General features: G+C 42.3%; 18 protein-coding genes and 1 tRNA gene. 14 read left to right on the top strand and 5 right to left on the bottom strand.

Translation table 11 applies throughout. The features are described from left to right. Window positions 1-208: 208 nt before the first annotated feature. The 6 genes from V7K30_RS24715 to V7K30_RS24690 all read left to right on the top strand — a co-directional run bounded on the left by V7K30_RS24715 (window position 209) and on the right by V7K30_RS24690 (window position 5068). Window positions 209-937 carry a Bax inhibitor-1/YccA family protein gene (locus V7K30_RS24715; RefSeq protein ID WP_292772558.1) on the top strand — a complete coding sequence of 243 codons (729 nt, stop codon included), beginning with the start codon at window positions 209-211 and terminating at the stop codon, window positions 935-937. 138 nt (window positions 938-1075) lie between these two features. Continuing rightward, window positions 1076-2228, top strand: a protein-coding gene (locus V7K30_RS24710; RefSeq protein WP_335004101.1) for a PCRF domain-containing protein whose coding sequence is annotated in 2 segments (ribosomal slippage) — window positions 1076-1147 and window positions 1149-2228 — 1152 coding nt in all. Because the reading frame shifts where the segments join, the coding sequence is not laid out codon by codon here. 126 nt (window positions 2229-2354) lie between these two features. Beyond that, a protein-coding gene (prfB, locus tag V7K30_RS24705; protein ID WP_335003816.1) for a peptide chain release factor 2 occupies window positions 2355-3477 on the top strand; the annotation gives its coding sequence in 2 pieces (ribosomal slippage) (window positions 2355-2426 and window positions 2428-3477; 1122 coding nt in all). Window positions 3478-3737: 260 nt separating this feature from the next. Further along, the gene (locus V7K30_RS24700; protein WP_104904774.1) at window positions 3738-3893 is read left to right on the top strand and encodes a DUF3285 domain-containing protein; all 156 of its coding nucleotides are present in this window, start codon (window positions 3738-3740) and stop codon (window positions 3891-3893) included. A 38-nt stretch (window positions 3894-3931) separates the two neighbouring features. Then, the gene (gene ybeY, locus V7K30_RS24695; protein WP_335004099.1) at window positions 3932-4459 is read left to right on the top strand and encodes an rRNA maturation RNase YbeY; all 528 of its coding nucleotides are present in this window, start codon (window positions 3932-3934) and stop codon (window positions 4457-4459) included. A 153-nt stretch (window positions 4460-4612) separates the two neighbouring features. Then, on the top strand, window positions 4613-5068 hold the full coding sequence (locus V7K30_RS24690) for a diacylglycerol kinase family protein (RefSeq protein ID WP_335003815.1): 456 nt from the start codon (window positions 4613-4615) through the stop codon (window positions 5066-5068). 476 nt (window positions 5069-5544) lie between these two features. On the opposite strand, the gene V7K30_RS24685 is transcribed toward V7K30_RS24690, so the two are convergent. The 3 genes from V7K30_RS24685 to V7K30_RS24675 all read right to left on the bottom strand — a co-directional run bounded on the left by V7K30_RS24685 (window position 5545) and on the right by V7K30_RS24675 (window position 8606). Next, a complete protein-coding gene (locus tag V7K30_RS24685) occupies window positions 5545-6627 on the bottom strand; it encodes a glycosyl transferase (protein ID WP_335003813.1) in 1083 nt (360 codons plus the stop codon). 210 nt (window positions 6628-6837) lie between these two features. Then, window positions 6838-8031 (bottom strand): aminotransferase class V-fold PLP-dependent enzyme, encoded by a 1194-nt coding sequence (locus V7K30_RS24680; RefSeq protein ID WP_335003811.1) that lies wholly within the window; start codon window positions 8029-8031, stop codon window positions 6838-6840. Window positions 8032-8153: 122 nt separating this feature from the next. After that, window positions 8154-8606, bottom strand: a complete 453-nt coding sequence (locus V7K30_RS24675; protein ID WP_335003809.1) for an HIT family protein — start codon at window positions 8604-8606, stop codon at window positions 8154-8156. A gap of 401 nt (window positions 8607-9007) precedes the next feature. On the opposite strand from V7K30_RS24675, the gene V7K30_RS24670 reads away from it, so the two are divergent. Continuing rightward, window positions 9008-10471 carry a TM0106 family RecB-like putative nuclease gene (locus V7K30_RS24670; RefSeq protein ID WP_335003807.1) on the top strand — a complete coding sequence of 488 codons (1464 nt, stop codon included), beginning with the start codon at window positions 9008-9010 and terminating at the stop codon, window positions 10469-10471. Between the two features lie 66 nt (window positions 10472-10537). Here V7K30_RS24670 and V7K30_RS24665 read toward each other — a convergent pair whose 3' ends face one another. After that, entirely contained in the window at window positions 10538-11506 is a 969-nt protein-coding gene (locus V7K30_RS24665) for a TauD/TfdA dioxygenase family protein (protein WP_335003805.1), read from the bottom strand. A 262-nt stretch (window positions 11507-11768) separates the two neighbouring features. Between V7K30_RS24665 and V7K30_RS24660 the strand changes: the two genes are divergently transcribed. From V7K30_RS24660 to ftsH2, 7 genes are all read left to right on the top strand, one after another. Then, complete coding sequence (locus V7K30_RS24660) at window positions 11769-12953, top strand: esterase-like activity of phytase family protein (RefSeq protein ID WP_335003803.1); 1185 nt, start codon at window positions 11769-11771, stop codon at window positions 12951-12953. A gap of 326 nt (window positions 12954-13279) precedes the next feature. Further along, window positions 13280-14902 carry a serine/threonine protein kinase gene (locus V7K30_RS24655; RefSeq protein ID WP_335003801.1) on the top strand — a complete coding sequence of 541 codons (1623 nt, stop codon included), beginning with the start codon at window positions 13280-13282 and terminating at the stop codon, window positions 14900-14902. Between the two features lie 101 nt (window positions 14903-15003). Then, window positions 15004-16530 carry a serine/threonine protein kinase gene (locus V7K30_RS24650; protein WP_335003799.1) on the top strand — a complete coding sequence of 509 codons (1527 nt, stop codon included), beginning with the start codon at window positions 15004-15006 and terminating at the stop codon, window positions 16528-16530. A gap of 110 nt (window positions 16531-16640) precedes the next feature. Beyond that, window positions 16641-16714 (top strand) — tRNA-Asp (locus V7K30_RS24645). Between the two features lie 155 nt (window positions 16715-16869). Next, on the top strand, window positions 16870-18342 hold the full coding sequence (gene gltX / locus V7K30_RS24640) for a glutamate--tRNA ligase (protein ID WP_335003797.1): 1473 nt from the start codon (window positions 16870-16872) through the stop codon (window positions 18340-18342). Window positions 18343-19045: 703 nt separating this feature from the next. Then, on the top strand, window positions 19046-19540 hold the full coding sequence (locus V7K30_RS24635; protein ID WP_335003795.1) for a hypothetical protein: 495 nt from the start codon (window positions 19046-19048) through the stop codon (window positions 19538-19540). 299 nt (window positions 19541-19839) lie between these two features. After that, on the top strand, window positions 19840-21726 hold the full coding sequence (ftsH2, locus tag V7K30_RS24630) for an ATP-dependent zinc metalloprotease FtsH2 (protein ID WP_335003793.1): 1887 nt from the start codon (window positions 19840-19842) through the stop codon (window positions 21724-21726). A gap of 570 nt (window positions 21727-22296) precedes the next feature. On the opposite strand, the gene V7K30_RS24625 is transcribed toward ftsH2, so the two are convergent. After that, window positions 22297-22458: a hypothetical protein gene (locus V7K30_RS24625; protein WP_335003791.1), complete on the bottom strand. Its 162-nt coding sequence runs from the start codon at window positions 22456-22458 to the stop codon at window positions 22297-22299. Between the last annotated feature and the right edge of the window lie 236 nt (window positions 22459-22694).

Genomic DNA, 22694 nt, shown 5'->3' with positions numbered 1-22694 from the left:
GAACTCCACAGTTCCGTATTTTTACGCATGATTTTCCTAATCTCTCTGTTGCAGGTTATGTTTGTTTTTTAGATAAAAATTTCCACTTTGGATAATCTTTTTTGTTTAGTTGTCTCCTAACTTGCATAACCCCTTCCTGGTTTCTCGCCCAAAATCTTGGTAAGAATAGGAATAGGCAGAACGTTTTCCTAAAAAACAGTTTTTCAATATGAGCAATACCAGTAATTTTCGTGAAGCTATCCGTGAGGCTAAATCTCACGCCCTCGTTGGCCCAAATGTGATTGCCAACGCCCTTCCCTACGTTGGTGGTGGATTGGTGCTAACGGCATTAGGAACCTACGGCGGTTTGGGAGTTATCCGTACTAACCCCGGAATATTCTTTCCCACCTTCATTGGTGCGGTGATTTTGGAGTTAATTTTGTTCTTTGTTGCTCAAAATGTTGCCCAAAAAGGTAACAAGGGTCTTGCATTACCCCTGTTGGCAACCTACAGCCTCTTGTCTGGATATACCCTCAGTGGCTTGATATTTGTCGCCTTGAGATCCCAAGGTGTTGGCATTCAAGGCATTGGGTTGGCTGCCCTTGGTTGTGGCGTTACTTTTATTTTCGCCCGTCAAATAGGTTCAAATCTTTCTGAACAAGACGGCATGGCTTTGACGAAAACCATCAATCTCGGTGTCATTGCCTTGGTGGTTGTGTGTCTAGCCCAATTCGGATTTGCCATGTTTGGTGTTTACACGCCAAATTGGTTAGAAATCGCCATTTCCGGCTTAGGGGTGTTTCTGTTTGTTGGAGTTTCTGTTGTTGATTTCTATATCTTGCCCCGCACTTACAGCGATGACCAATATTTGCCTGCTGCTTTGTCGATGTACCTCACTTACATCAACTTGTTCGTCTTTATCTTGCGGTTGCTAATTTCCATAAATGGCCGCAATTAATTATCTGTAGGCATTAACAAAAGTAAACTTTTATAAAATAAAAACCGTGGTTAAATTTTCAGCAATCACGGTTTTTTCATCGTTTTAATAGTAAAATGTGTAGATGTCAGTTATCAGCCTCAAGTGAGCAAAACTATGCTGGAACTCTCAAATATCAAAATCGAAGTAGAAAAGTTGTCTAATATCTTGGGGAAGGCTGAGGACTGTCTTTGACCTCCAATATTTGACTGCAACAATTCAATACTTTCATCTAGTAATTGCTCAACCGGATTTTTGGAAGAATCCAACCCCTGCTTATGAGACACTTCAAGAAATTGAATATTTCATATTCTACAAACATCAGCAATATCAGCGCTGGTGTTCGATTCTAGAAGATATTAAGGCTGCACTGGAATTGTTGGAATTGTTAGCCGATGAGCAATTGTTGCAAGAAGCGCAAACCAACCTTACCGTACTCCAAAAAGAACTCGAAACAGCAGAAATACGACAGTTATTGTCTGACCCCCACAACAAAAAAGGAGCATTTCTCACTATTACTGCTGGGGTTGGTGGCGTAGATGCTGAATATTGGGCGTATAGGTTGCTACAAATGTACTGTCGTTGGGGAAAAAGCCATAATTACCAACTGCATCTAGTAGAGATTTCTGAGGGGAATGAGGGCGGAATTAACTATGCAACCTTAGAAATTACAGCACGTTATGCATACGGCGATCTCAAATCAGAAACAGGCACACATCAACTACAGCAAATATCGCCCTTCGGTGTTAATAACAGCTTGCGGACGAGTTTAGCTAGTGTTGAAGTTATCCCAATATTGAGTGAGTCCGTTGATTTTGAGATTCCAGAGAAGGATTTGGAAATTACTTTTTATCGGCATCGGGGGAATGTCAACCGGACAGAAACATGGGTAAAGATGGTTCACATTCCTACTGGGATTAGTGTATCTTGTAACCAAGAGCGTAGCCAGATGCAAAATAAAGAGAAAGCCTTAGCTATTCTCAAGAGTAAATTGTTTGCGATGCCTACGGCTGGCTACGCCTACGCACTAGCCCAAAATGTCCAGCAAGTTGACGAAATTCAGCCTGGACTGATAAAATCTCTATCCAACAAGCTCATCCGTGAATATATCTTGCATCCTTACACCAAGGTGAAAGATTTACGTACCAATATAGAAACACCTGCTGCGACAGAGGTCTTAGACGGTAAAATTGATTTGTTTATCAAAGCCTATCTGCAACAGCTAAATCACACTCGTTCAGTGGACAAAGAAGCACTTGATAATTTCAAGTAATTTTTGTAACTTAATATAAGTAGTGCGGAGTGAAATTGCCCAACTACAGCTAAAATTGATAAACGTAAGTAGAATAAAGAGCAATTTCCCAATGCAAAGCGCTCTATCTATCATTCAGCAAGTCCTATGGAAGTTTTAGAACTCAAACGCGAAATCGAAATGTTGTCTGGCCGCCTGGGTAAAACCCAGGACTATCTTTGACGTACCTGCACTGACAGCCAAAATTCAAGACCTCGAAAAAATATCAGCGCAGCCAGAATTTTGGAATGACCAAACCCAAGCCCAACAAACTCTACAAGAACTCAACGACCTGAAAGCCCACCTCCAGCAATACGATCAGTGGCACGCTAATCTGGAAGATACGAGGGCAGTTGTTGAGTTATTGGAGTTAGAAACCGATGAGGCACTACTCCAAGAAGCGGAATCTACCATCACCAAGCTAAATCGTGACCTTGACCAGTGGGAGTTACAACAGTTACTTTCTGGCCCCTATGATGCCGAAGGTGCTGTACTGACGATTAGTGCTGGTGCTGGTGGCACAGATGCTCAAGACTGGGCATTTATGCTAATGCGGATGTACACCCGTTGGGGCGAAGCTCACGGCTATAAGGTAACTTTAGCTGAAGAGTCGGAGGGTGATGAAGCCGGAATTAAATCGGCAACCCTAGAAATTACTGGTCGCTATGCCTATGGTTACTTGCGTTCAGAAATGGGTACACACCGCTTAGTGCGGATTTCACCTTTTAATGCCAACGGCAAGCGACAAACCAGTTTTGCTGGGGTGGAAGTCATGCCACAGATAGATAACTCCGTGCAGTTGGACATTCCAGATAAGGATTTGGAAATCACTACAACTCGCTCTGGTGGTAAAGGTGGGCAGAACGTCAACAAAGTAGAAACTGCGGTAAGGGTTGTTCACCTTCCCACAGGTCTTGCCGTGCGCTGTACAGAAGAGCGATCGCAGCTGCAAAATAAAGAAAAAGCCTTAAATCGCCTTAAAGCAAAGCTGTTGGTCATAGCTAAGGAGCAACGCGCCCAAGAAATTGCCGAAATTCGTGGGGATATGGTGGAAGCCTCATGGGGAAACCAAATCCGTAACTATGTGTTTCACCCTTACCAGATGGTGAAAGATTTGCGTACAAATACGGAAACTACGGCGATTGGCGATGTGATGAATGGCGAACTTGATACATTCATCCAAGCTTATCTGCGCCAAGAAAATAAACTGGTAGAAAGCACTCCGGCATAATTGAGGATTAGCAATAGGTACTAGGTAATTTTTTGATTATTATTTAGTACCTATGATTTATTTTTTCGTATTTGAGATTAGCGCGACGCCGATAGCGCAGCGTTAGCGAGTCGTCGAGCGTCATAGCCCGTCGTAGACATCGCATAGCATTCTCTCTTATTAGGGCATTCTCAGAGAAATCTCTTAGCAATATACAGGCGATCGCAATTCTATCCCAGACCAACTGTTACAGTTATAAATGAGTCTGTAGACAAATAACTATGAGCAACTCTCCTTCAACAGAACCTCAACCTAGCTACGTAAAACTCGCCATGCGAAACATGGTGCGGAAGGGTGGAACTTCCCTAAAGCATTTTGCGTTGACTGCCGTAGGGCTTTTAGCTCTCCTTGTTGGTCTTGCTTACCTAACTCACTAACGACAAACCGTAACCTCAGACTAGGAGACTGTGTGCCCCTGAGCGTTGAACTATATGTGGAGGATTCTTTTTACGATTTGTCCCCGACAACATCTGTAAAAATTGAGGACACTGATCCCCGAATTCCTGCTGAAACTTGGGAAAACTGGTTTAATCGCTGGTTAGAAATACTTCACCCTCATATTCCGCCAGCGCCAAGTTATGAAATCGGGCTGCGTTTGACAGATGACTTGCAAATTCAAGAACTGAATGCTCAGTATCGTCAACAAAATAAACCCACAGACGTTTTAGCCTTTGCTGCTTTGGAGGTGGATTTTCCTCAAAGCGAAGAAATGCTTGCTTCTGTACCATTATATTTAGGTGATATTATTGTGTCTGTAGATACAGCACAACGTCAAGCTCAACAGCAGGAACATAGCTTATCAACTGAGCTAGCCTGGTTAGCTGCTCACGGTTTATTGCACCTGTTGGGCTGGGATCATCCTGATGAAGAAAGTTTGGGGCGAATGTTAGAACAGCAAGTAAGATTGCTTAACGCAATAGGTATTGCTATTGACATGGAATAATAGTAGTTCGTGTATTCCTTAGTGTTAATTTTGGGTAATACTTTTATAATACTTCTGTGGAAAATTGCTTAAAGATTGCCTCAAAGTTAATTCCGCCATTAAGATCGGCGAATATTCCCACTGTAGCAACTCTGTTCTTGTGTTTTTAAGTCTATGTCCCAAAAAATTTCTCCATCACCAACGCCCACCTCGTTACAAACACTGGTGTCTAACGAACGGGAATTCTCCTGGAAAGTAGCCTCTAATTTATTTGTTAGTTTTAAATATGCCTGGGCTGGAATCAGCTATAGTTTTCAAACTCAACGGAATTTTCGCATCCACGTAAGTGTTTGTGCAATGGCGATCGCTTTAAGCGTTTTTTTGCATCTGCAAGCGGTAGAAATAGCGGTAATTGGTGTAACTAGTGGTTTAGTTTTAGCATTAGAGTTACTGAATACAGCTATCGAGTCCCTTGTGGACTTAACCGTTAAGCAGACATACCATGATTTGGCAAAAATTGCTAAAGATTGTGCGGCTGGTGCAGTCCTTGTCTCTGCTTTGGTAGCGGTGCTGGTAGCTGGTACGCTATTGCTCCCTCCCCTGGTAAGGTTAATTATATCGGCTTTGTAAAGGTGATTTGCGACGCCGATAGCGCAGCGTTAGCGAGTCGTCGAGCGTCATAGCCCGCCGCAGGCATCGCCAAGTGATTCGGTAAGAGGATCACGCTCTGTGCGATCCAGTTTGGAGAACATATTTATTATCAGCAATTCAAAATTTGGCGTTGCAGAATAGAAATATGAATTAGAGCGACGCCGAATAGCCTGTCGTAGACATCGCAATGAAATGTCCAAGGTGTGCATCAACTCACATTCGTAATAACAGTCGTTTAAGACATGATCTGGCTCTGTGACATTGTAAAACTTTTTGTGACTCAAACTCAGAATAAATACTTAAGTATTCAATCGATTAGTAATACATTATCTTAAGTACGGTGACGATGCGCCCGCAAGCTTAAAGCAATGTCTACGAGGGGCTATTCGGCGTCGCATGATTCATATTTTGATTCAGCAACGCCAACCTATGAGACGCTATCAGTTAAGTAAAGTTTAATTACTGCGAAAATAGTTGACAATAGCATGAGCGATCGCTTCATTACCATCCTTAGCAATTGGTTGAGATTGCTTTGGTGGTTGAGGTAACTCATGGAGAAAATCCCAAGTTCCTTGAAAAAACTCAAATAAGGTGATGATTTGATGCTGGTTATAATTAGTTATGCCTTCTAGTATAAAAGTTGCTTCGGCAAAATCATCACGCGGCATGGTAACGATAGGTACTCCTAGTATTGTGGCTTCAGCAAAAGTACTATAGCCAGGTTTAGAAACGACTCGCCCACAAATAGGCATAAAATCTACAGGGCGGTATTTGCGGTCATCAATTTTCACTAAATTAGGTAAATCAGGGGCAAATTGATCAAAGACGATAAATTGCCAATCTGGAAATCGCCGCAGGTTATGATATGGTATTTGCTGTAAACCCAAGCCGCCAAAGGTCAACAAAATAGTTTTTTCAACTGGTGTAGTTATTCCCCAAAGAGAACGTAAATCATTAGCAGAGTAACGGGGAGAACCGCCTGTTAAGCCGACATCTGTGATATTGTTAAAGGCTTGCATCGGTTCATGGAAAGGGAGACGAAACAGGCGATCGCATTTTGAGTAGCAATCACTAATCCAATCAGCAATTGCGGTAAATTCACCTCCCCAATCACGGTAGATAAAGTCCCAGCCAAAGTTACTCATCATCCAGCAAGGAATATTTGCAGCTTTGGCAAACCCAGGAGCGAGGAAGGGAATATCTGCCAAAATGAGATTAACGCGATTTTGGCGAATAAAATTCACTTCTGAGGCCATCAGCGAATTTTGATGCTTCTTAATATCCAGCAACTTTTCTAAAGTCGCTACTTTATCCATTTTCAAACTATCGGTTTGCACCACACCCAAATCAAATGCACGAGGACGATAGATAAAATCGCCTTCTATATAGCACTCTAGCAACCAGCGTGGGGCAGTACTCACCAGAATTAGCAGAACTTCTGGACATAATTTTTGAATTGTTGCAGCTACAGAAGCCGTGCGGGTAGCATGACCAAAACCGTGGTTAGTTATGGCTATGTATAAAATTGGACGTTCCATTTATAGTTAGGAGGTAGGAGTTAAGAGTTAAGAGTTAGGAATTAGGAGTTAGTAGTTAAGAGGTAGAAGTTAAAATCATAATTTCCAGACTTATACAGCAGATTTCAAGTTAGTGAAATACACAAGCTAAGTCTCAAAGCCACGTATCAAGCGTGTTTTACTTCTGACTTTTGACTTCTGAATTCTGCCATAACTTCTAACTCCTAATTTTTAATTAATTTTGCAAAAACTTTGAATCGCCTCAACTAATTGGTCAATTTCCGATTCTAAAGTGAGGTAATGGACGGTGGCGCGTATACAACTAGGATCGGCAATTGTCCGAGTTAATATCCTTTGTGAGTCTAAAAATTGCACCAACTTGAAATCAGCCCCAAGCTGATTATTTGTAAGTTGGAACGAGATTATACCGCTTTCAGGTGGAGAAGTTCGCAAACATTTAACATCGGGTAACGCCGTCAATTGTCGCCAAAGATAGTCACTATTTTGACAAATTTGCTCATAACGTTCCTGTGAGGTTCCCCATTGCTGATGGATTGCGATCGCCTCCCGTAACCCAACATACAACGGATAAGCTAATGTAGACACTTCGTATCGTCGCCCATCTGGAAGCCAATCCACAGGCTGAGATTGACTATCCACAACAATGCCACTTAAGCCAATAAATGTAGGTTTCAGGCTTTCTCGTGCTTCTGGTCGAACATACAAACCACCAGCACCCGCAGGGCCACATAACCATTTGTGACCAGTAAAAGCATAAAAATCTACTCCCAATTCAGTCAAGTTTAAAGGCAACAAACCAGCAGATTGGGCAGCATCTATCAGTAAAAAAGAATGATTATTTCTGCATACTTCGGCAATTTTATCAAGAGGTAAAACTTGACCAGTATTCCAGAAAACATGACTTAATATTACAAGACGGGTATTAGGACGTAAGTGCTGGATAATAACTTTTACGGGGTCGCCCTCATTTAAAGTCGCCTTTAGGGGACAGGTAGTAACTTCCACTGCGAATCTCCGCGCGATTTCCTGCGCTATGGCAATCACGCCTGGATGTTCGCAGTCTGAGAGCAGCATATGGTCGCCAGCCCGCCATTCAATGCCCCACATGGCGATATTACAGCCAACAGTGACATTCTGGCTGAGGGTAATTGTTTCGCTTGGTGCATGTAACTCCGAAGCGATCGCTTCTCTTGCAGCTTGAGTCTGGGGCGCTATCCAGCGATACGCCTCATTGCCAAAGGGGCCTATGTGCTGAACATGAGCTTGAGTTTGGGTCATAGCATCCATTGCCCTTTGGGGCATCGGCCCTTGTCCCCCATAATTGAAATAAGTCTTATTCGCTAAAGCGGGAAATTGCTCTCGATGGCTATGCAACTTGGTTTGTGCGACAGAAATACTAGTCATAATTTACAAGGGATATCTGCTTTTATAGGCTATTGATATAAGAGGTATTTGTACTTTGTCCTCGTAGCAACGCTAAAAATAGGATGAGATTAATTTAAGCGATCGCTGCCAAATCTTATCTCCTAATCAGTAACGATAAATGCTGTCTGACTTTTTGTCCTAGATTCTGCGCTGTTTGAGGAGTAATCAAATGGTGTTTGAATTCTGATGCTATGAAGCCACGGGATACCTTGGCGATCAGGATCAGACTCGTAGCGTGGGAAGAGATGCCAATGAATATGTGGCTCACTATTGCCATAACATGCATAATTCATTTTCCACGGACTAAAAGCGTTAACAATCGCTTGTCCTGCCAGCATCACCTCTTGAAATAAGGCAGACTGGATAGGTGGAGGAAGTTCATGCAACTCTCTAATATGTTTTTTCAGAAGAATAAGGGAGTATCCACGATGAAACTGATGATCGCCAATCACAAAGATTGAATGCTCGAATTCGTGGATGAAGTAAGGATTTTGACCGTTTCTGGAGAGTGTGACCCGCTCACAGATGAGGCATGGCTCATGTTGTTCTGTCATGTACCCTTGTAATTATGGATAATATCATGTCCGTATAATTAGTTATGCTAACCATAGTCATTACACCCCACCTCTTAATCCCCTCCTTGCTTGCGGCGAGGGGAGACAAAGCGTAGCTTTGGCGGGGTGGGGTTCTTCGAGTTTAATAAGCAATCAAGTGGACATGATATAAAACGTGATTTTGTTATTCTCCCTCGTCTGTCACTTAAGAAAATGCAAACGCCTATCTGTTTACGTCACAAGCTAGCTGTTGACAGTATAGAAGAAACGGCAAATTAGGTGTAGAGGCGTTGGCGTAGCCCACCGTTCGCGTAGCGTCTCGCAGAGAAGGTATCGCCACTTCAAAACTTTAGTTGTCTGAGTTACTCCCAGAGTGTGCTAATTCTTGTTAACTTAAAAGGATGCTAATTAATGCTGAACTCCTACTGCAATACCAACGCTGTAAACGCCGGCCTTTTCTAGATATCCACGGTGACAAAAGTCAGCGCGATGATGCCAATGAGTTGCTGCGAAAACTACAACAGGACAAAATCGCCCATCAGCTGAGTTTTCTAGCACATCTGACTTATCACCAACCAGATTATCCATACGGAAACTGGGAAAGGGGAGAGGCGGCAACTTTGGAATTGATGCAGCGTGGGGTGGACTACATTTATAAAGGAGTACTGTTAGCAACTTATTCTGAAGCATACACCCTACTGAGTCGTCCAAATCTACTCGTCAAACAGCCAGGACAGTCCCGTTTTGGAGACTGGATGTATGTCCCGGCTAGTATTGAACTGGGTAAGCGCCCTAAGCAAGAATATCAAGTTATCACCGCATTTCATGCCCAAGTGTTGGCAACAGTGCAGGGAGTTATACCAGAAATAGCTTGGCTTTTATTGCGGCGAACCAATAACAGAACTTATGGGGTGGATCTTTTCAAATGGACACCACGGATGCAGCAGATTCTGGAGGAGTTTATTCAAGTTTTAGAGTTACCGAATCCGCCAGAAGTGTTTATTTCTCGGCAAAAGTGCACTCTTTGCCATTGGTATAGTCAATGTTATGCTGTTGCTCAATCTGAAAAACACCTCTCACTGTTACCAGGCGTAACACCGATTCGCTACACTCAACTGCAAGCCTTAGCCATCACCACACTAGAATCTCTCGCTAACACTAGTCCCAGCGCCCTAGAAAACCTGCTTGGTTTCGACAGTGAAGTAGCGCCCAAGCTAGTAGTGCAAGCTCAATCTGCACTGGAAAGACGACCCTTAATCTTACCCTACCCTCTACCAATAGAAGATATTACATTCACAGCACCCATAGAGCTTTACTTTGATATTGAGGCACAGCCAGACTTAGATTTAGATTATCTTTTGGGGGTGTTGGTTGTTGATAGACTTGCCAATACAGAACAGTTTTATTCGTTTTTAGCAGATAAACCAGAAGATGAAGAATTGGTTTGGCAGCAATTTTTGGATTTGGTTTGGCAATATCCCGAAGCGCCAATTTATCATTTTTGTGTCTATGAGTTTGATACAGTCAAACGGTTGGCAAAGCTTTATAACACTCCCTACGCCTCAGTGCGTCCTGTACTGAGTCGATTTGTTGATATATATGAACAATTAACCCAAAGTGTAGCATTGCCTGTAGAAAGCTATGCCCTGAAAGCGATCGCTCGTTGGTTAGGATTTGAGTGGCGGGAAAAAGAAGCTAGTGGTGCCAAATGTATTTATTGGTATGATCAGTGGCTAGAAACAGGCGATCGCACCTTACTAGAAATTATCCAAAGCTACAACGAAGATGATTGCCGCGCTACCCGCAGAGTGAAAGATTGGCTGGTTAATTTTTTTCAGGATGAATATGGTTTGCGACTTGCTTAAGTAATTTTGTATATAAAGGCAATAGGCAAGAAGCAATTAATCTTTCCCTATTGCCTAGTCTGTAGTTTAGGACAGCACTGGTTGTGCTTCCAACTTCTCGGTTTTATTCTTCAAAACGGTTGGTAATTCGCTGCTGAACGCCTCACCTTCAACCACTTGCGATCGGAAACCATCAACTCCAACTGGAACATCGCCTGTGATGGTGGTGCGATAAAGTACGCGCTCAACTTCCAGATGATCTAGATCCTGAGGAGCTAAATGTGCGGTGGCGCGGTTGTCCCAGAACGCGATATCACCATTGTTCCAGCGAAAGCGGGTGGTGTAAGCAGGCTTAGTTATTTGGTTGAAGAACAACTCAAGCAACAGTTCGCTCTCTTGTGGTGACACCTCAAGAATATGCGAGGTGAAGCCAGGGTTCACGTACAATGCACGTTCACCTGTCTCTGGATGAACACGTACCACCGGATGGTGAGATACCAAAGGATTGGCTGCAATCCTCTGGGCGATTTTGCTATTGCTAGGCAGCCGCAAACGCGCATTGAAGCGATGTTCGGCTTTCAATGTATCTGCCAACGCCCGCAGCGGTGCTGACAGACCTTCGTAGGCTGCAACTAAATTAGTCCACTGTGTGTCACCACCAATACTGGGGACGTTAACCGCACGCAAAATCGATGCCGCAGGCGGGTTGACAACTGCCGTCACATCGGTGTGCCAGCGGCTCTCGTAGCTGGAACGGCGCAGACCGTTGCGCCGCTCGTAGCGGCTGCGGTCAATCGGTAGGATTTGTGAGAAGCCTTCGATCGGCTCATCCTCGTGGGGATGCGCGTAAGTGACTTCCCCGAAACGAGCCGTGAACGCTATCTGTGCAGCATGGTCGATATTTTGACCGCGAAAGAACACGACTTTCCACTTCAATAGTGCTTGACGAATTTCTTTGACTACATCATCGTGCAGAGGACACGAAAGATCCACACCGCTGATTTCGGCACCGATAAAACCAGCTACTTGTTTGACTTCAATGTGCTTGTTGCTCATCTGAATTCTCCAGAGTTTAATCCATAACACAGTGTTGGTACTCGTTTGCTCCACATTGCGCTGTTGCCATCAAGTGCAAGCAACATATCAAAGGAAGCGATCGTAGTTAACGAGTATTATACGGTAAATACATCAAGTAACCGTATTTTATGTAAACCGAAGACTGCAATACTTCTCAGTTAAGCTCTAATACGATTAAATTGAAGAAGAATTCCAGCCTTCTGCCATAAACCGATTTTGGTCTTAACCGATAAATTTTGCGATGCAGCTAATTAAAAAAATCTTCGTAATCCCACGAATTATTTACTTCTTGATCGCGATTATAATTCTCATTTTCTTATTCACAATTTTATCTACAAATGCTGTTGAAGTCAGTAGCATAGAATTTATCGGAGAAGCCACTTTACCGAAAGGCTTAATCATCCAAAAAACTGAAGTTGGAGGCTTATCTGGAATTACATATGATCCAAAAAACAACCTTTATTATGCTATTTCCGATGACCGTGGACAAAAAGCTGCCGCCCGTTTCTACACCCTGAAAATCAACTTGAGCAAAGGTTCCCTACAAAAAGGTGGAGTTGTTCCTCTCAGTGTTACCACATTATTAAATGAAAATGGTCAAACATTTCGCCCTGGTGAAACTGATACAGAAGGTATTGCGTTAACTAATAAAACAACTGTATTTATTTCTTCTGAAGGCGATGCTGCAAAATTAATTAATCCTTTCATTCAAGAATTTTCACTATCTTCTGGCAGAGAAATTACAACACTTCCCATCCCAAAGAAATTTTTGCCAGATAAAAGTAGTAAAACAGGTATTCGCAACAATTTGGCTTTTGAAAGCCTCACCATCACACCCGATAAAAAGCATCTATTCACAGCCACCGAAAATGCTCTAATTCAAGATGGTGTCGCAGCTAAACCTTACATCGGTAGTCCTTGCCGCATTCTGCAATATAACTTGCTCAACAACCAGCCAGAAAAAGAATTTCTTTACCAAACTGAACCAGTTTCACCATTTTTGAATCTGATTGGCAAATTTGCTAGTGGATTACCTGATTTACTTGCTCTCGATAATCAAGGACACTTCCTAAGTTTAGAACGGTCTTTTACTGGTTTAGGATTTGCTATTTTCCTGTTTCAGGTTTCTTTAGAAGGATCTGATGATATTCATAAAATTGATAGCCTTTTAGCAGTTGACTCCAAGAATATTAAACCAGTGCAGAAAAAACTGCTGTTAGATTTGAGAACCCTAAATATACTGCTAGACAACATCGAAGGCTTAACTCTTGGCCCTAAACTACCCGATGGTCAGCAATCATTAATTCTCATCAGTGATAACAATTTTAACTCCCTGCAACGTACCCAGATACTAGCCTTTAAAATGAAAATTGAAACGCCACTAGTCAGATTATTACGCCGTTTAATTCCGAATCTCAACCGTTAGCTGTACAGAGGTAAAGGCGCGTAGGCGTAGCCCGTCGTAGACATCGCACCTTTACTGCTATTTACTTGTTTGAAGCTTATTCCTGTGTATTCACGGAATCTACTAGGCAAATTTATCTAGCCTATTTGTAGTTTCCGTGTAATTTCTCAACCGTATTCATTAATAAATATGTTACACAATGTTTAAGAAATTTTGCAGAGAGATTAACCATGATTACAGCATATGACTAATTTTCTACGCATTATGAGATTTTTGAGATTTAAACTTAATAATTAGTTAGACTTATTAAAGTATTTTGCCAACAATATTTTTCATGAATGATTTTTATGCTAGAAAATAAAATTGAGAATATGGTAGGGCAAAAAGCAGAGTTAGACGATTACATTGGACAATTTTTAAATAATCGTTATTTAATCAGAGATTTGATTGGTAAAGGAGGGATGGGTAGAGTTTATTTAGCAGAAGATACTGCTAAAGGTGGTATGGCGATCGCAGTCAAAATTTTATCACTCAGTTTGGCGAATCAGCAAATGTCTCAACGCTTTGCCAGAGAGATTTTTATTGGCGCTCAATTGGGCCGCAAAAGTAAACATATTGTTCGCATCTTAAGTTATGGCGTTACTGAGGATAAAACTCCCTTTTATGTAATGGAATACCTCCAAGGAAAAAATCTCAAACAAATTCTCAAAATTAAGCCCTTAACAATATCGAAGTTTTTGGAGATTTCTAATCAAATTTGTTTAGGCTTACAATGTGCCCACCAAGGTATCAGTCTCAAAGGAGAAATTTATCCCATTGTTCACAGGGATATTAAACCAGAAAATATATTTCTTAGTGAAGATAGTAAACAAGGAGAAATTGTCAAAATACTCGATTTTGGTATTGCCAAATTTCTAACAGAGCGAAGCGGAATGACGCTGACAGATTCTTTTATTGGTAGTTTACCTTACTGTTCTCCAGAACATATGGAAGGGCGCAAATTGCTAGATGTCCGCTCTGACATTTACAGTTTGGGAGTACTAATGTTTGAGATGTTGACAGGAAAGCATCCATTTCAGACAAAAAGTAACTCCTTTGGTACTTGGTATCAAGCACATCGCTTTCAAATTCCACCTACGCTTGAGGAAGTGAACCCGCAAGTCAAAATCCCACAGGTGTTAGAAAAAATAGTGATGAGTTGTTTGGCTAAAGAAGTAAGCGATCGCCCTCAAAATATCAACCAAATATTAGAAAATTTAGAAAAGGTTAATATTCAGCTTAATGATGTTCCTCATCAAACTAGCAGTGATATTGTTAAACTTTCATTTCCAATCCAATTAGTACCTGCAACCTTATTATCAGAAAAAGAGTGTTTACAGAAAATTTGGCCTAAAAATAAACCAATTGCGCCAATTGGATTTCCCCATTTACTACATACTCCCCAAAGACCTATACCAACTTTTTGGGCAATGTTACCCAAGCAAGAGATTACAAAGTTTTTGGATAAAATACATGGCACTGAATTTATTAGTAAAATGAATGTATACCCGATGCTATTATGGGTTACAGTACTATACGATGCCCAACCTTCTATGACTAAGTGGCTACCTTATTTTTTGGATTTAAAAGATAAGAAAGGGCAGAAGATAGCGCGTAGTTTAGCAGAAGTAGGCTACTATCATCTACTATTTTTTTCCTTAGAAGATCCAAACCATTGCTCTCATGTAACGACTTTAAGCCTCACGGCTAATCAGCGCCAGCAACTTGTAGATTGGTTAGATATTAGTCAACAATCAAATGAAATAGTTTTGTCGAATCAAGCCAAAAATATTCTAAAAACAGAGTACGAAAAACTGAAATTAGATATCTTACGAAAGTTAGCCGGAGATCAAAAACCTGAAAAAGAAGGTTTAAAAAATTGGATGGCTAAATTTTTGGAGATTTTTTTAAAACTTTTATCACGTCATTGAAAGTCTGCTATCAAAATCAAAATGCTTGCCACCATTACCTAATGAGATTCTTATGTGTGTATTGTTAACTTTAAATGGACTCAGCAGCAAAGGTGATCAAAGTGAATCAAAGCCCATTTACATCTCCCAGTAGTACGGGCTTGCTTGCCAATCGTTATCAACTCAAGCAATTAATTGGTAGCGGTGGCATGGGTGAAGTTTTTTTAGCAAATGATATTTTGTTAGGAGGCATACCAGTTGCTATCAAGTTTTTGACTCAAACTGTTGTCGATACCAAGATGCAACAAGACTTTGCTCGTGAAGCTTTAATGAGTGCAGCTTTGAGTCAAAAAAGCTTACATATAGTACGGGCGTATGATTATGGTGTAAATGAGAAAGGAAAACCATACTACGTTATGGAATATCTATGCGGCAAGAGTTTAAAGGATTTAATTCCGTTACCCCTGTCTATGTTTTTGACTCTCTCCCGCCAAATTTGTTTGGGCTTACAGTGCGCCCATCAAGGCATTAATATTGACGGCAAAATTTGTCCGTTAGTTCATAGAGATATCAAGCCTGCCAATATATTAGTTATTCCCGATCCGATATTGGGTCAGTTAGTTAAAATTCTCGATTTTGGGATTGCTAGATTTTTGAATTATACATCAACAGCTAGTACAAGCAGAGGATTTAATGGCACTTTACCCTACTGTTCTCCAGAACAGCTAGATGGGGAAAAATTAGATAGTCGCTCTGATATTTATAGCCTGGGTGTGATGATGTTTGAAATGCTCACAGGCAAAAAACCCTGGCAACCAGAAACTGATTACTTTGGTGCTTGGTATAAAGCACATCACTTTGAACAACCAAAAGCGATCGCAGATGTTAAACCCACTCTTAAAATCCCTCAGAAGCTAAATAATTTAATCATGGCTTGTCTTGCTAAAAAAGCAAGCGATCGCCCACAAAATATCGCTCAGATTTTGCAAGTATTAAATAGTTTAGAATCGTCAAATTATCCCACTTATCCTACAAGTTTACCCTCTAGTTCCATTCTTAGCCGTCCCTTAGATTCTGGATTATCAATCACAATAGAACAAAGCTGTCGGCAACTTTTGTGGCCTCAAAATAAACCAATTCAAGAAATTGTTTTTCCTCAGCTTTTAGACACTGCACAAGGAGCTATGACAGCACTATGGTTAATGTTGCCTAAACAAGAAATCAAAAATTATGCCCTTTCTGCTCGTTACAACCAGTTTATCTTCATGACATCCCCTCACCCAATGCTGTTGTGGGTGACTGTACTCTACAATCGGCAATTAGCTCCTAAGTGGCTACCCTGCTACCTAGATATGCAAAATCCCCAAAATTGTAGGTTGGTAAGTTTCCTGGCTGAAAATGAACGCTACCCTTTGATTTTCTTTACCCTAGAAGCACCACATTCCTGCACCAACGTTCTTAGCAGTCGCATTGAGCCAACTCAGCGGCAAATGTTGAAAACTTGGGTGGAACAGAGTCAGAGTCTACCACCCGCTTCTCAACCCCAGTTGAGCAAACAGCTATTAAAGCAGCGGTATAAACAAGTGCAATCCCGGATATTGCAGCATCTGGAATCAGAGCCACAAGTTGTATTATCAAGGTCTATCTAACGAAAAATTTGCACCTTGGAGAGACGGGACAAAAATAATTCCTAATTCCCAACTCCAAAAGACTTGACAAAGATAAAAAAAATAGTGATAATAGCAAAGTTGCCAAACAAGGGACTGTAGTTCAATTGGTTAGAGCACCGCCCTGTCACGGCGGAAGTTGCGGGTTCGAGCCCCGTCAGTCCCGTTCTAAATTTATGAGTAGTAAGTGCTGAGTCCTGATTAATATAGGAATTGGGCATTGCTTATTTGGCGGCTTCTGGATCTGCATTTACTTGACTCAGGATTCAGGGTTTAAATATAAGCTACATTTATCAAGCTTTGCGAAAGAGAGAATCAACTGTGACTGTCAGAGTCCGAATTGCGCCGAGTCCAACCGGAAATTTACATATTGGTACAGCTAGAACGGCTGTATTTAACTGGTTATTTGCCCGTCACCACGGCGGGAAGTTCATCCTGCGAATCGAAGACACAGACCTAGAGCGATCGCGTCCCGAATATACCGATAATATTCTTGAAGGACTGCGCTGGCTGGGACTTAACTGGGATGAAGGGCCATTTTTCCAATCCCAACGCCTGGATCTTTATAAAGAAGCAGTACAAAAACTGCTAGATCAAGGATTAGCCTATCGCTGCTACACCACTTCCGAAGAACTAGAGGCGCTAAGAGAAGCCCAAAAAGCTAGAGGCGAAGCTCCTCGCTATGACAACCGTCACCGCAACCTCACGCCAGAACAACGCGCCGCATTTGAAGCAGAAGGTCGCTCCTCTGTGATTCGCTTCAAAATCGAAGATGGGCGGGAAATTGTCTGGAATGACCTAGTAAGGGGAAAGATGTCTTGGCGAGGTAGCGATTTAGGTGGTGATATGGTCATCGCCCGCGCCTCAGAAGAGGGTAGCGGTCAACCTTTATACAACTTTGTAGTTGTGGTGGATGACATCGATATGCAAATCACCCATGTCATCCGGGGAGAAGACCACATCGCCAACACCGCCAAGCAAATTCTGCTGTATGAAGCAATGGGTGCAAAAATCCCAGAGTTTTCCCACACGCCGCTGATTTTGAACATGGAAGGGCGCAAGCTTTCTAAGCGGGATGGAGTTACTTCCATTTCTGAGTTTCAGCAAATGGGCTTTATTGCTGAAGGTTTGGTGAATTACATGACATTGCTGGGTTGGTCGCCACCAGACTCGACGCAAGAAATATTTACCTTAGAAGTAGCAGCTAAGGAATTTGGCTTTGAGCGTGTAAATAAAGCGGGTGCAAAGTTTGACTGGGACAAGCTGGACTGGTTGAACAGTCAGTATGTCCACAAGACGCCAGTAGATAAACTCACAGATTTACTCATACCCTATTGGCAAGCGGCTGGGTATAAATTTGATGCTGGACGCGTAGACGCGGAGCGGCTTCTCGTCAGAGATCGCCCCTGGTTAGAACAGCTAGTAACTTTAATTAGTCAGAGTTTGACTCGTTTAGTAGATGCAGTAGCTCAAAGCCAACTGTTTTTTAGCGACACAGTTGAATTTAGCGACGAAGGCAGTACGCAACTTAAGCAAGAAGGTTCTACTGCTGTCCTTGAGGCGATTGTCACAGCTTTAGAAAATCAGCCGCAACTTTCCGAAGCCGCCGCCCAGGAGATTATTAAACAAGTGGTGAAAGAGCAAAAAGTCAAAAAAGGCTTGGTAATGCGATCGCTCAGAGCAGCCTTAACTGGAGATGTTCATGGTCCCGACCTAATTCAATCTTGGTTACTACTGAATCAGATTGGTTTAGATAAGTCGCGCTTAAGTCGGGCATTAACGGAAGGTAATTAGTGATTACTTCCAGATTTTAGAAATATTTTAGATTTTAGGGGCGCACAAACGTGCGCCCCTATCCATAAGGTAGAGCAAGTATAGGAACAAGAAATCATTGAGTGACATACTCCCACACTGATGCTTGCATACAGTGTGGGCTTCTCAACCAATCCAGCTATTGCTTCGGAGGCGAGTAGCTCTGTTTTAAGTCCACGGAATGCCCTACCGCAGACTGTAAATTTCTTACCTTGTACCCTACAAATTTCACTGTCCCGGATGAGATGCTGGCTTATTCGCGCTATAGGACAAACCAATTGGTAACTTGTATTAATCAAGATGTGCCTGCTTACTTCTATGCTGTGCAACGGAGTCGCTTACCAATAATCGTAATGCTACTGGACAGAGGCTTATCAGACACCAATAGGGGTGAAGTGAACCAAGAAGATTATAGCATAAATCAAATATTTGTTCGTCTCGACGAATCAAGTCTTCTTTGTTTTCACTCCGCTCAAATACAATCAAACTACGCAACTCGACTCACTCGTAATTCATCTCATCACCTCCCAACGGCAACGGTGAGAGGCTTCTTACTGTTCAAGCTAATTGCTAATGAATTATCCCCAATTTCAAATCTAAAATAGGTAGTCAATTCTCCTCACGTTGGGAACTTGGTGTGTAAAATTCATGTCTTCAAAAACACTTAGAAGCGAACGTAATTACAATGCCGACAAAAGCGCTCAATAGAGGGATGAGATTATCGTTCATGATACTTACGGTCTTCATCACATCAACAGTTAATGCTGTCACTGATGCTCAGGAAGCGCCAACAATATTTGGAGATGTCACCATTGACCCCCAGTTTTCGCCAGACCCCCTGACAGTTCGCGGGATGAGTGGTGGTTCAATATCTGGGAGTCAAGTAGCTGGGAGAAGCGAAACAGCCACTGGCCCTTGTACTGGATTTGTTGATGAAACACCAGACCACACATTAGCGCTAACAAGTAAATTTGACTACCTGAAGTTGCAAGTGCAAAGTCCTGAAGACACCATCATGATTATCAAGGGACCCGGTGGTACTTGGTGCAATGACGATTTTGATGGCAAAAATGCCGGTATGGTTGGTGAATGGCTGGCTGGAAGTTACCAAATTTGGGTTGGTTCCTACCAAAAAGGCAAGTATCTTCCTTACACTCTAAAAATTACAGAAGTTAAGTAGGTAAAGTCTTTAATTGTAGAGACACACCAGAGGCGAGAAAATTTCTTGGCGTCTCTGGCTTGTTTGCGCTCCCTTTTCTCGTGCGATTTTGTATTAAAATTAAGTTAACTTTGATTAAGATTCTTGTTGGCATTGCCATAATGCGCCGATCGCTCTATGGGAGTGCATATAAGAGATCAAATTAAACAAAATGGAAAAATGGATTTATAAACATCCGTTTAACAGCTGAAAGTGACAGAGTGATGAACATTTGGTTGCTAAGGCTAACGAGTTGTATAGGCATCTAGAGGCAAATTAAGATGAAATTCTCCTGGAAAGTCCTAGTACTCTGGACATTGCCGGCTTTGGTAATTGGCTTTTTCTTCTGGCAAGGGGCCTTTGCAGGCGCTCCTGCTGACATGAGTAAGAATACAGCCAATACCCGCATGACTTATGGTCGCTTTCTAGAATACTTGGACGGCGATCGCGTCAGCAGCGTGGATCTGTACGAAGGCGGTAGGACAGCAATTATAGAAGCCCGCGATCCAGAAATCGAAAATCGCGTCCAAAGGTGGCGGGTGGATTTGCCTATTAACGCTCCTGAGTTAATTAGCAAGCTCAAAGAAAAAGACATCAGTTTTGATGCTCACCCCATGCGGAATGATGGCGCAATTTGGGGATTGTTGGGTAATCTCATATTTCCAGTTTTATTGATTACTGGGCTGTTCTTTTTGTTCCGGCGTTCTAGTAACCTCCCCGGCGGGCCAGGTCAAGCGATGAACTTCGGCAAATCCAAAGCGCGTTTCCAAATGGAGGCGAAAACCGGGGTCAAATTTGACGACGTAGCTGGGATCGAAGAAGCTAAGGAAGAACTGCAAGAAGTCGTCACCTTCCTCAAACAGCCAGAAAGATTTACCGCTGTGGGCGCACGGATTCCCAAGGGAGTGCTGTTAGTTGGGCCTCCTGGAACTGGTAAAACTTTACTAGCAAAAGCGATCGCTGGTGAAGCAGGTGTACCTTTCTTCAGTATTTCCGGTTCGGAATTTGTGGAAATGTTCGTTGGTGTGGGTGCATCCCGCGTCCGCGATTTGTTCAAGAAAGCCAAAGACAATGCCCCTTGTATCATCTTCATCGATGAAATCGACGCCGTAGGACGCCAACGGGGTGCTGGTATCGGTGGCGGTAACGATGAGAGAGAGCAAACCCTCAACCAACTCCTCACCGAAATGGATGGGTTTGAAGGTAATACAGGCATCATTATTATTGCTGCCACCAACCGTCCCGACGTACTAGACTCAGCATTGTTGCGTCCGGGTCGCTTTGACCGACAAGTAACAGTCGATCCGCCCGATATCAAAGGGCGTTTGGAAATCTTGCAAGTCCATGCGCGGAATAAGAAACTAGACACTAGCGTATCTTTGGATGCGATCGCTCGCCGCACTCCTGGATTCACTGGTGCTGATTTAGCCAACTTACTCAACGAAGCCGCAATTCTCACTGCTAGAAGACGCAAAGAAGCTATCACTCTCCGCGAAATAGATGATGCAGTGGATCGGGTAGTTGCGGGGATGGAAGGTACTCCTTTGGTAGATAGCAAGAGCAAGCGTTTAATTGCTTACCACGAAATTGGACACGCCTTAGTTGGGACTTTGTTAAAAGACCATGACCCAGTACAGAAAGTTACGCTGATCCCACGGGGACAAGCACAGGGTTTAACTTGGTTTACTCCCAACGAAGAACAGGGGTTAATTTCCCGTTCTCAACTCAAAGCCAGAATTACAGGTGCTTTGGGTGGTCGCGCCGCCGAAGAGGTGATTTTTGGCCCTGCTGAAGTCACAACTGGCGCTGGTGGAGACTTACAACAGTTGTCGGGAATGGCACGGCAGATGGTGACGCGGTTCGGGATGTCAAACTTAGGCCCACTTTCCTTAGAAAGCCAACAGGGAGAAGTATTTTTGGGTCGTGACTGGACAACCCGATCTGAATATTCCGAATCCATTGCCTCGCGCATTGATGGACAAGTCAGGGAAATTGTTGAACAGTGCTACGACAATGCTAAGAAGCTGATCCGCGATCATCGCACTGTCACCGATCGCTTAGTCGATCTGCTCATCGAAAAAGAAACCATTGACGGCGAAGAATTCCGCCAGATTGTGGCTGAGTACGCTGAACTCCCTGAGAAACAGCAGTACGCACCGCAACTGTAATAATTAACTCTTTTCTGGGCTAATATCTGGAAATGAGTAAAAGAACAAAAAATCAAATGGGGATGGTGTTGACTATCCTCATTTTTTTTACCAAGTTATTCTTGAAACTACACTTACCCAAAAACTGCCGTCTCAACTTTTGAAGTGCTTACTGGTTGAGAAACTACAGTAACTTCTACTTGTCTAGTTCTATTTATAAAGCAATACGGTTCAGTTAATGGGACTTAGACAAAAAATACCCCAAAAATAGCCTCAAATCTATATACAGAAACACTTTGACATCGCTTTGATTAGTTTCTTGATATATCTGGGTTTGGGCTATTTTTGAGTCTTTGGTGTATTTCCCTTACCCTGCATAGGTTTGAGGCTTGTTTCTCCCGAAAAAATGTTTAAGTCCCGTTAAGAAGAACAGTAGGTTGGGTTGAGCAATAGCGAAACTCAACAAAACCTTGATAATGTTGGGTTTCGTTCCTCAACCCAACCTACGCTAGTTTTAGTTTTTAGCCTTAATTGAACCGTATTGATTTATAAAGTAGGTGAGTCCCAAATCAATTTATTAGCTGGTAGTGATCAAGGAGCTTCTGCTGATTGAACATTGCGATCAACATGATAAGTAACTGCATGGTACATCAAGTTATAAGCTCTTTCTGACTGAGTAACTGGCTGAAATGGTTGTTTTGCTTCTTGGCTTGGGTGGAATTCGTAACTCAGACCACGATAGTGAAGTTTCATATTTTTGCCTCCAAAATCTTGTTGGTAGATTTATCAGAGGCTAATTAGAGACTTATATAAGCTCAGGAGAAAGGTACTAGGCAATGTAAACATATATTTCTCTTCCTTAGCAAATAAATATGAATGATAAATTGCTTTTAAATGCTGGGATTAAAGCTGAGTAAGGATACAAAAACATTTGGGTAAACAGCTCATATTTATTTCAGTGTAAATACTATCGTAAATTTACTGATATT

Source organism: Nostoc sp. (assembly GCF_036917655.1).
In the GTDB taxonomy this organism is placed as follows: Bacteria; Cyanobacteriota; Cyanobacteriia; order Cyanobacteriales; family Nostocaceae; genus Nostoc.
Note: the sequence above shows the minus strand (reverse complement) of the source record. Positions and strands in the feature narration are given on the sequence as shown.

Bases quoted from the DNA above. Each gene is read 5' to 3' on its own strand.
- V7K30_RS24675 (WP_335003809.1), bottom strand. From the start codon at position 8,606: ATGACAGAACAACATGAGCCATGCCTCATCTGTGAGCGGGTCACACTC.
- ftsH2 (WP_335003793.1), top strand. From the start codon at position 19,840: ATGAAATTCTCCTGGAAAGTCCTAGTACTCTGGACATTGCCGGCTTTG.
- V7K30_RS24690 (WP_335003815.1), top strand. From the start codon at position 4,613: ATGTCCCAAAAAATTTCTCCATCACCAACGCCCACCTCGTTACAAACA.
- V7K30_RS24635 (WP_335003795.1), top strand. From the start codon at position 19,046: ATGCCGACAAAAGCGCTCAATAGAGGGATGAGATTATCGTTCATGATA.
- V7K30_RS24670 (WP_335003807.1), top strand. From the start codon at position 9,008: ATGCTAATTAATGCTGAACTCCTACTGCAATACCAACGCTGTAAACGC.
- V7K30_RS24625 (WP_335003791.1), bottom strand. From the start codon at position 22,458: ATGAAACTTCACTATCGTGGTCTGAGTTACGAATTCCACCCAAGCCAA.
- V7K30_RS24715 (WP_292772558.1), top strand. From the start codon at position 209: ATGAGCAATACCAGTAATTTTCGTGAAGCTATCCGTGAGGCTAAATCT.
- V7K30_RS24680 (WP_335003811.1), bottom strand. From the start codon at position 8,031: ATGACTAGTATTTCTGTCGCACAAACCAAGTTGCATAGCCATCGAGAG.
- V7K30_RS24665 (WP_335003805.1), bottom strand. From the start codon at position 11,506: ATGAGCAACAAGCACATTGAAGTCAAACAAGTAGCTGGTTTTATCGGT.
- V7K30_RS24655 (WP_335003801.1), top strand. From the start codon at position 13,280: ATGCTAGAAAATAAAATTGAGAATATGGTAGGGCAAAAAGCAGAGTTA.
- V7K30_RS24685 (WP_335003813.1), bottom strand. From the start codon at position 6,627: ATGGAACGTCCAATTTTATACATAGCCATAACTAACCACGGTTTTGGT.
- V7K30_RS24660 (WP_335003803.1), top strand. From the start codon at position 11,769: ATGCAGCTAATTAAAAAAATCTTCGTAATCCCACGAATTATTTACTTC.
- V7K30_RS24700 (WP_104904774.1), top strand. From the start codon at position 3,738: ATGAGCAACTCTCCTTCAACAGAACCTCAACCTAGCTACGTAAAACTC.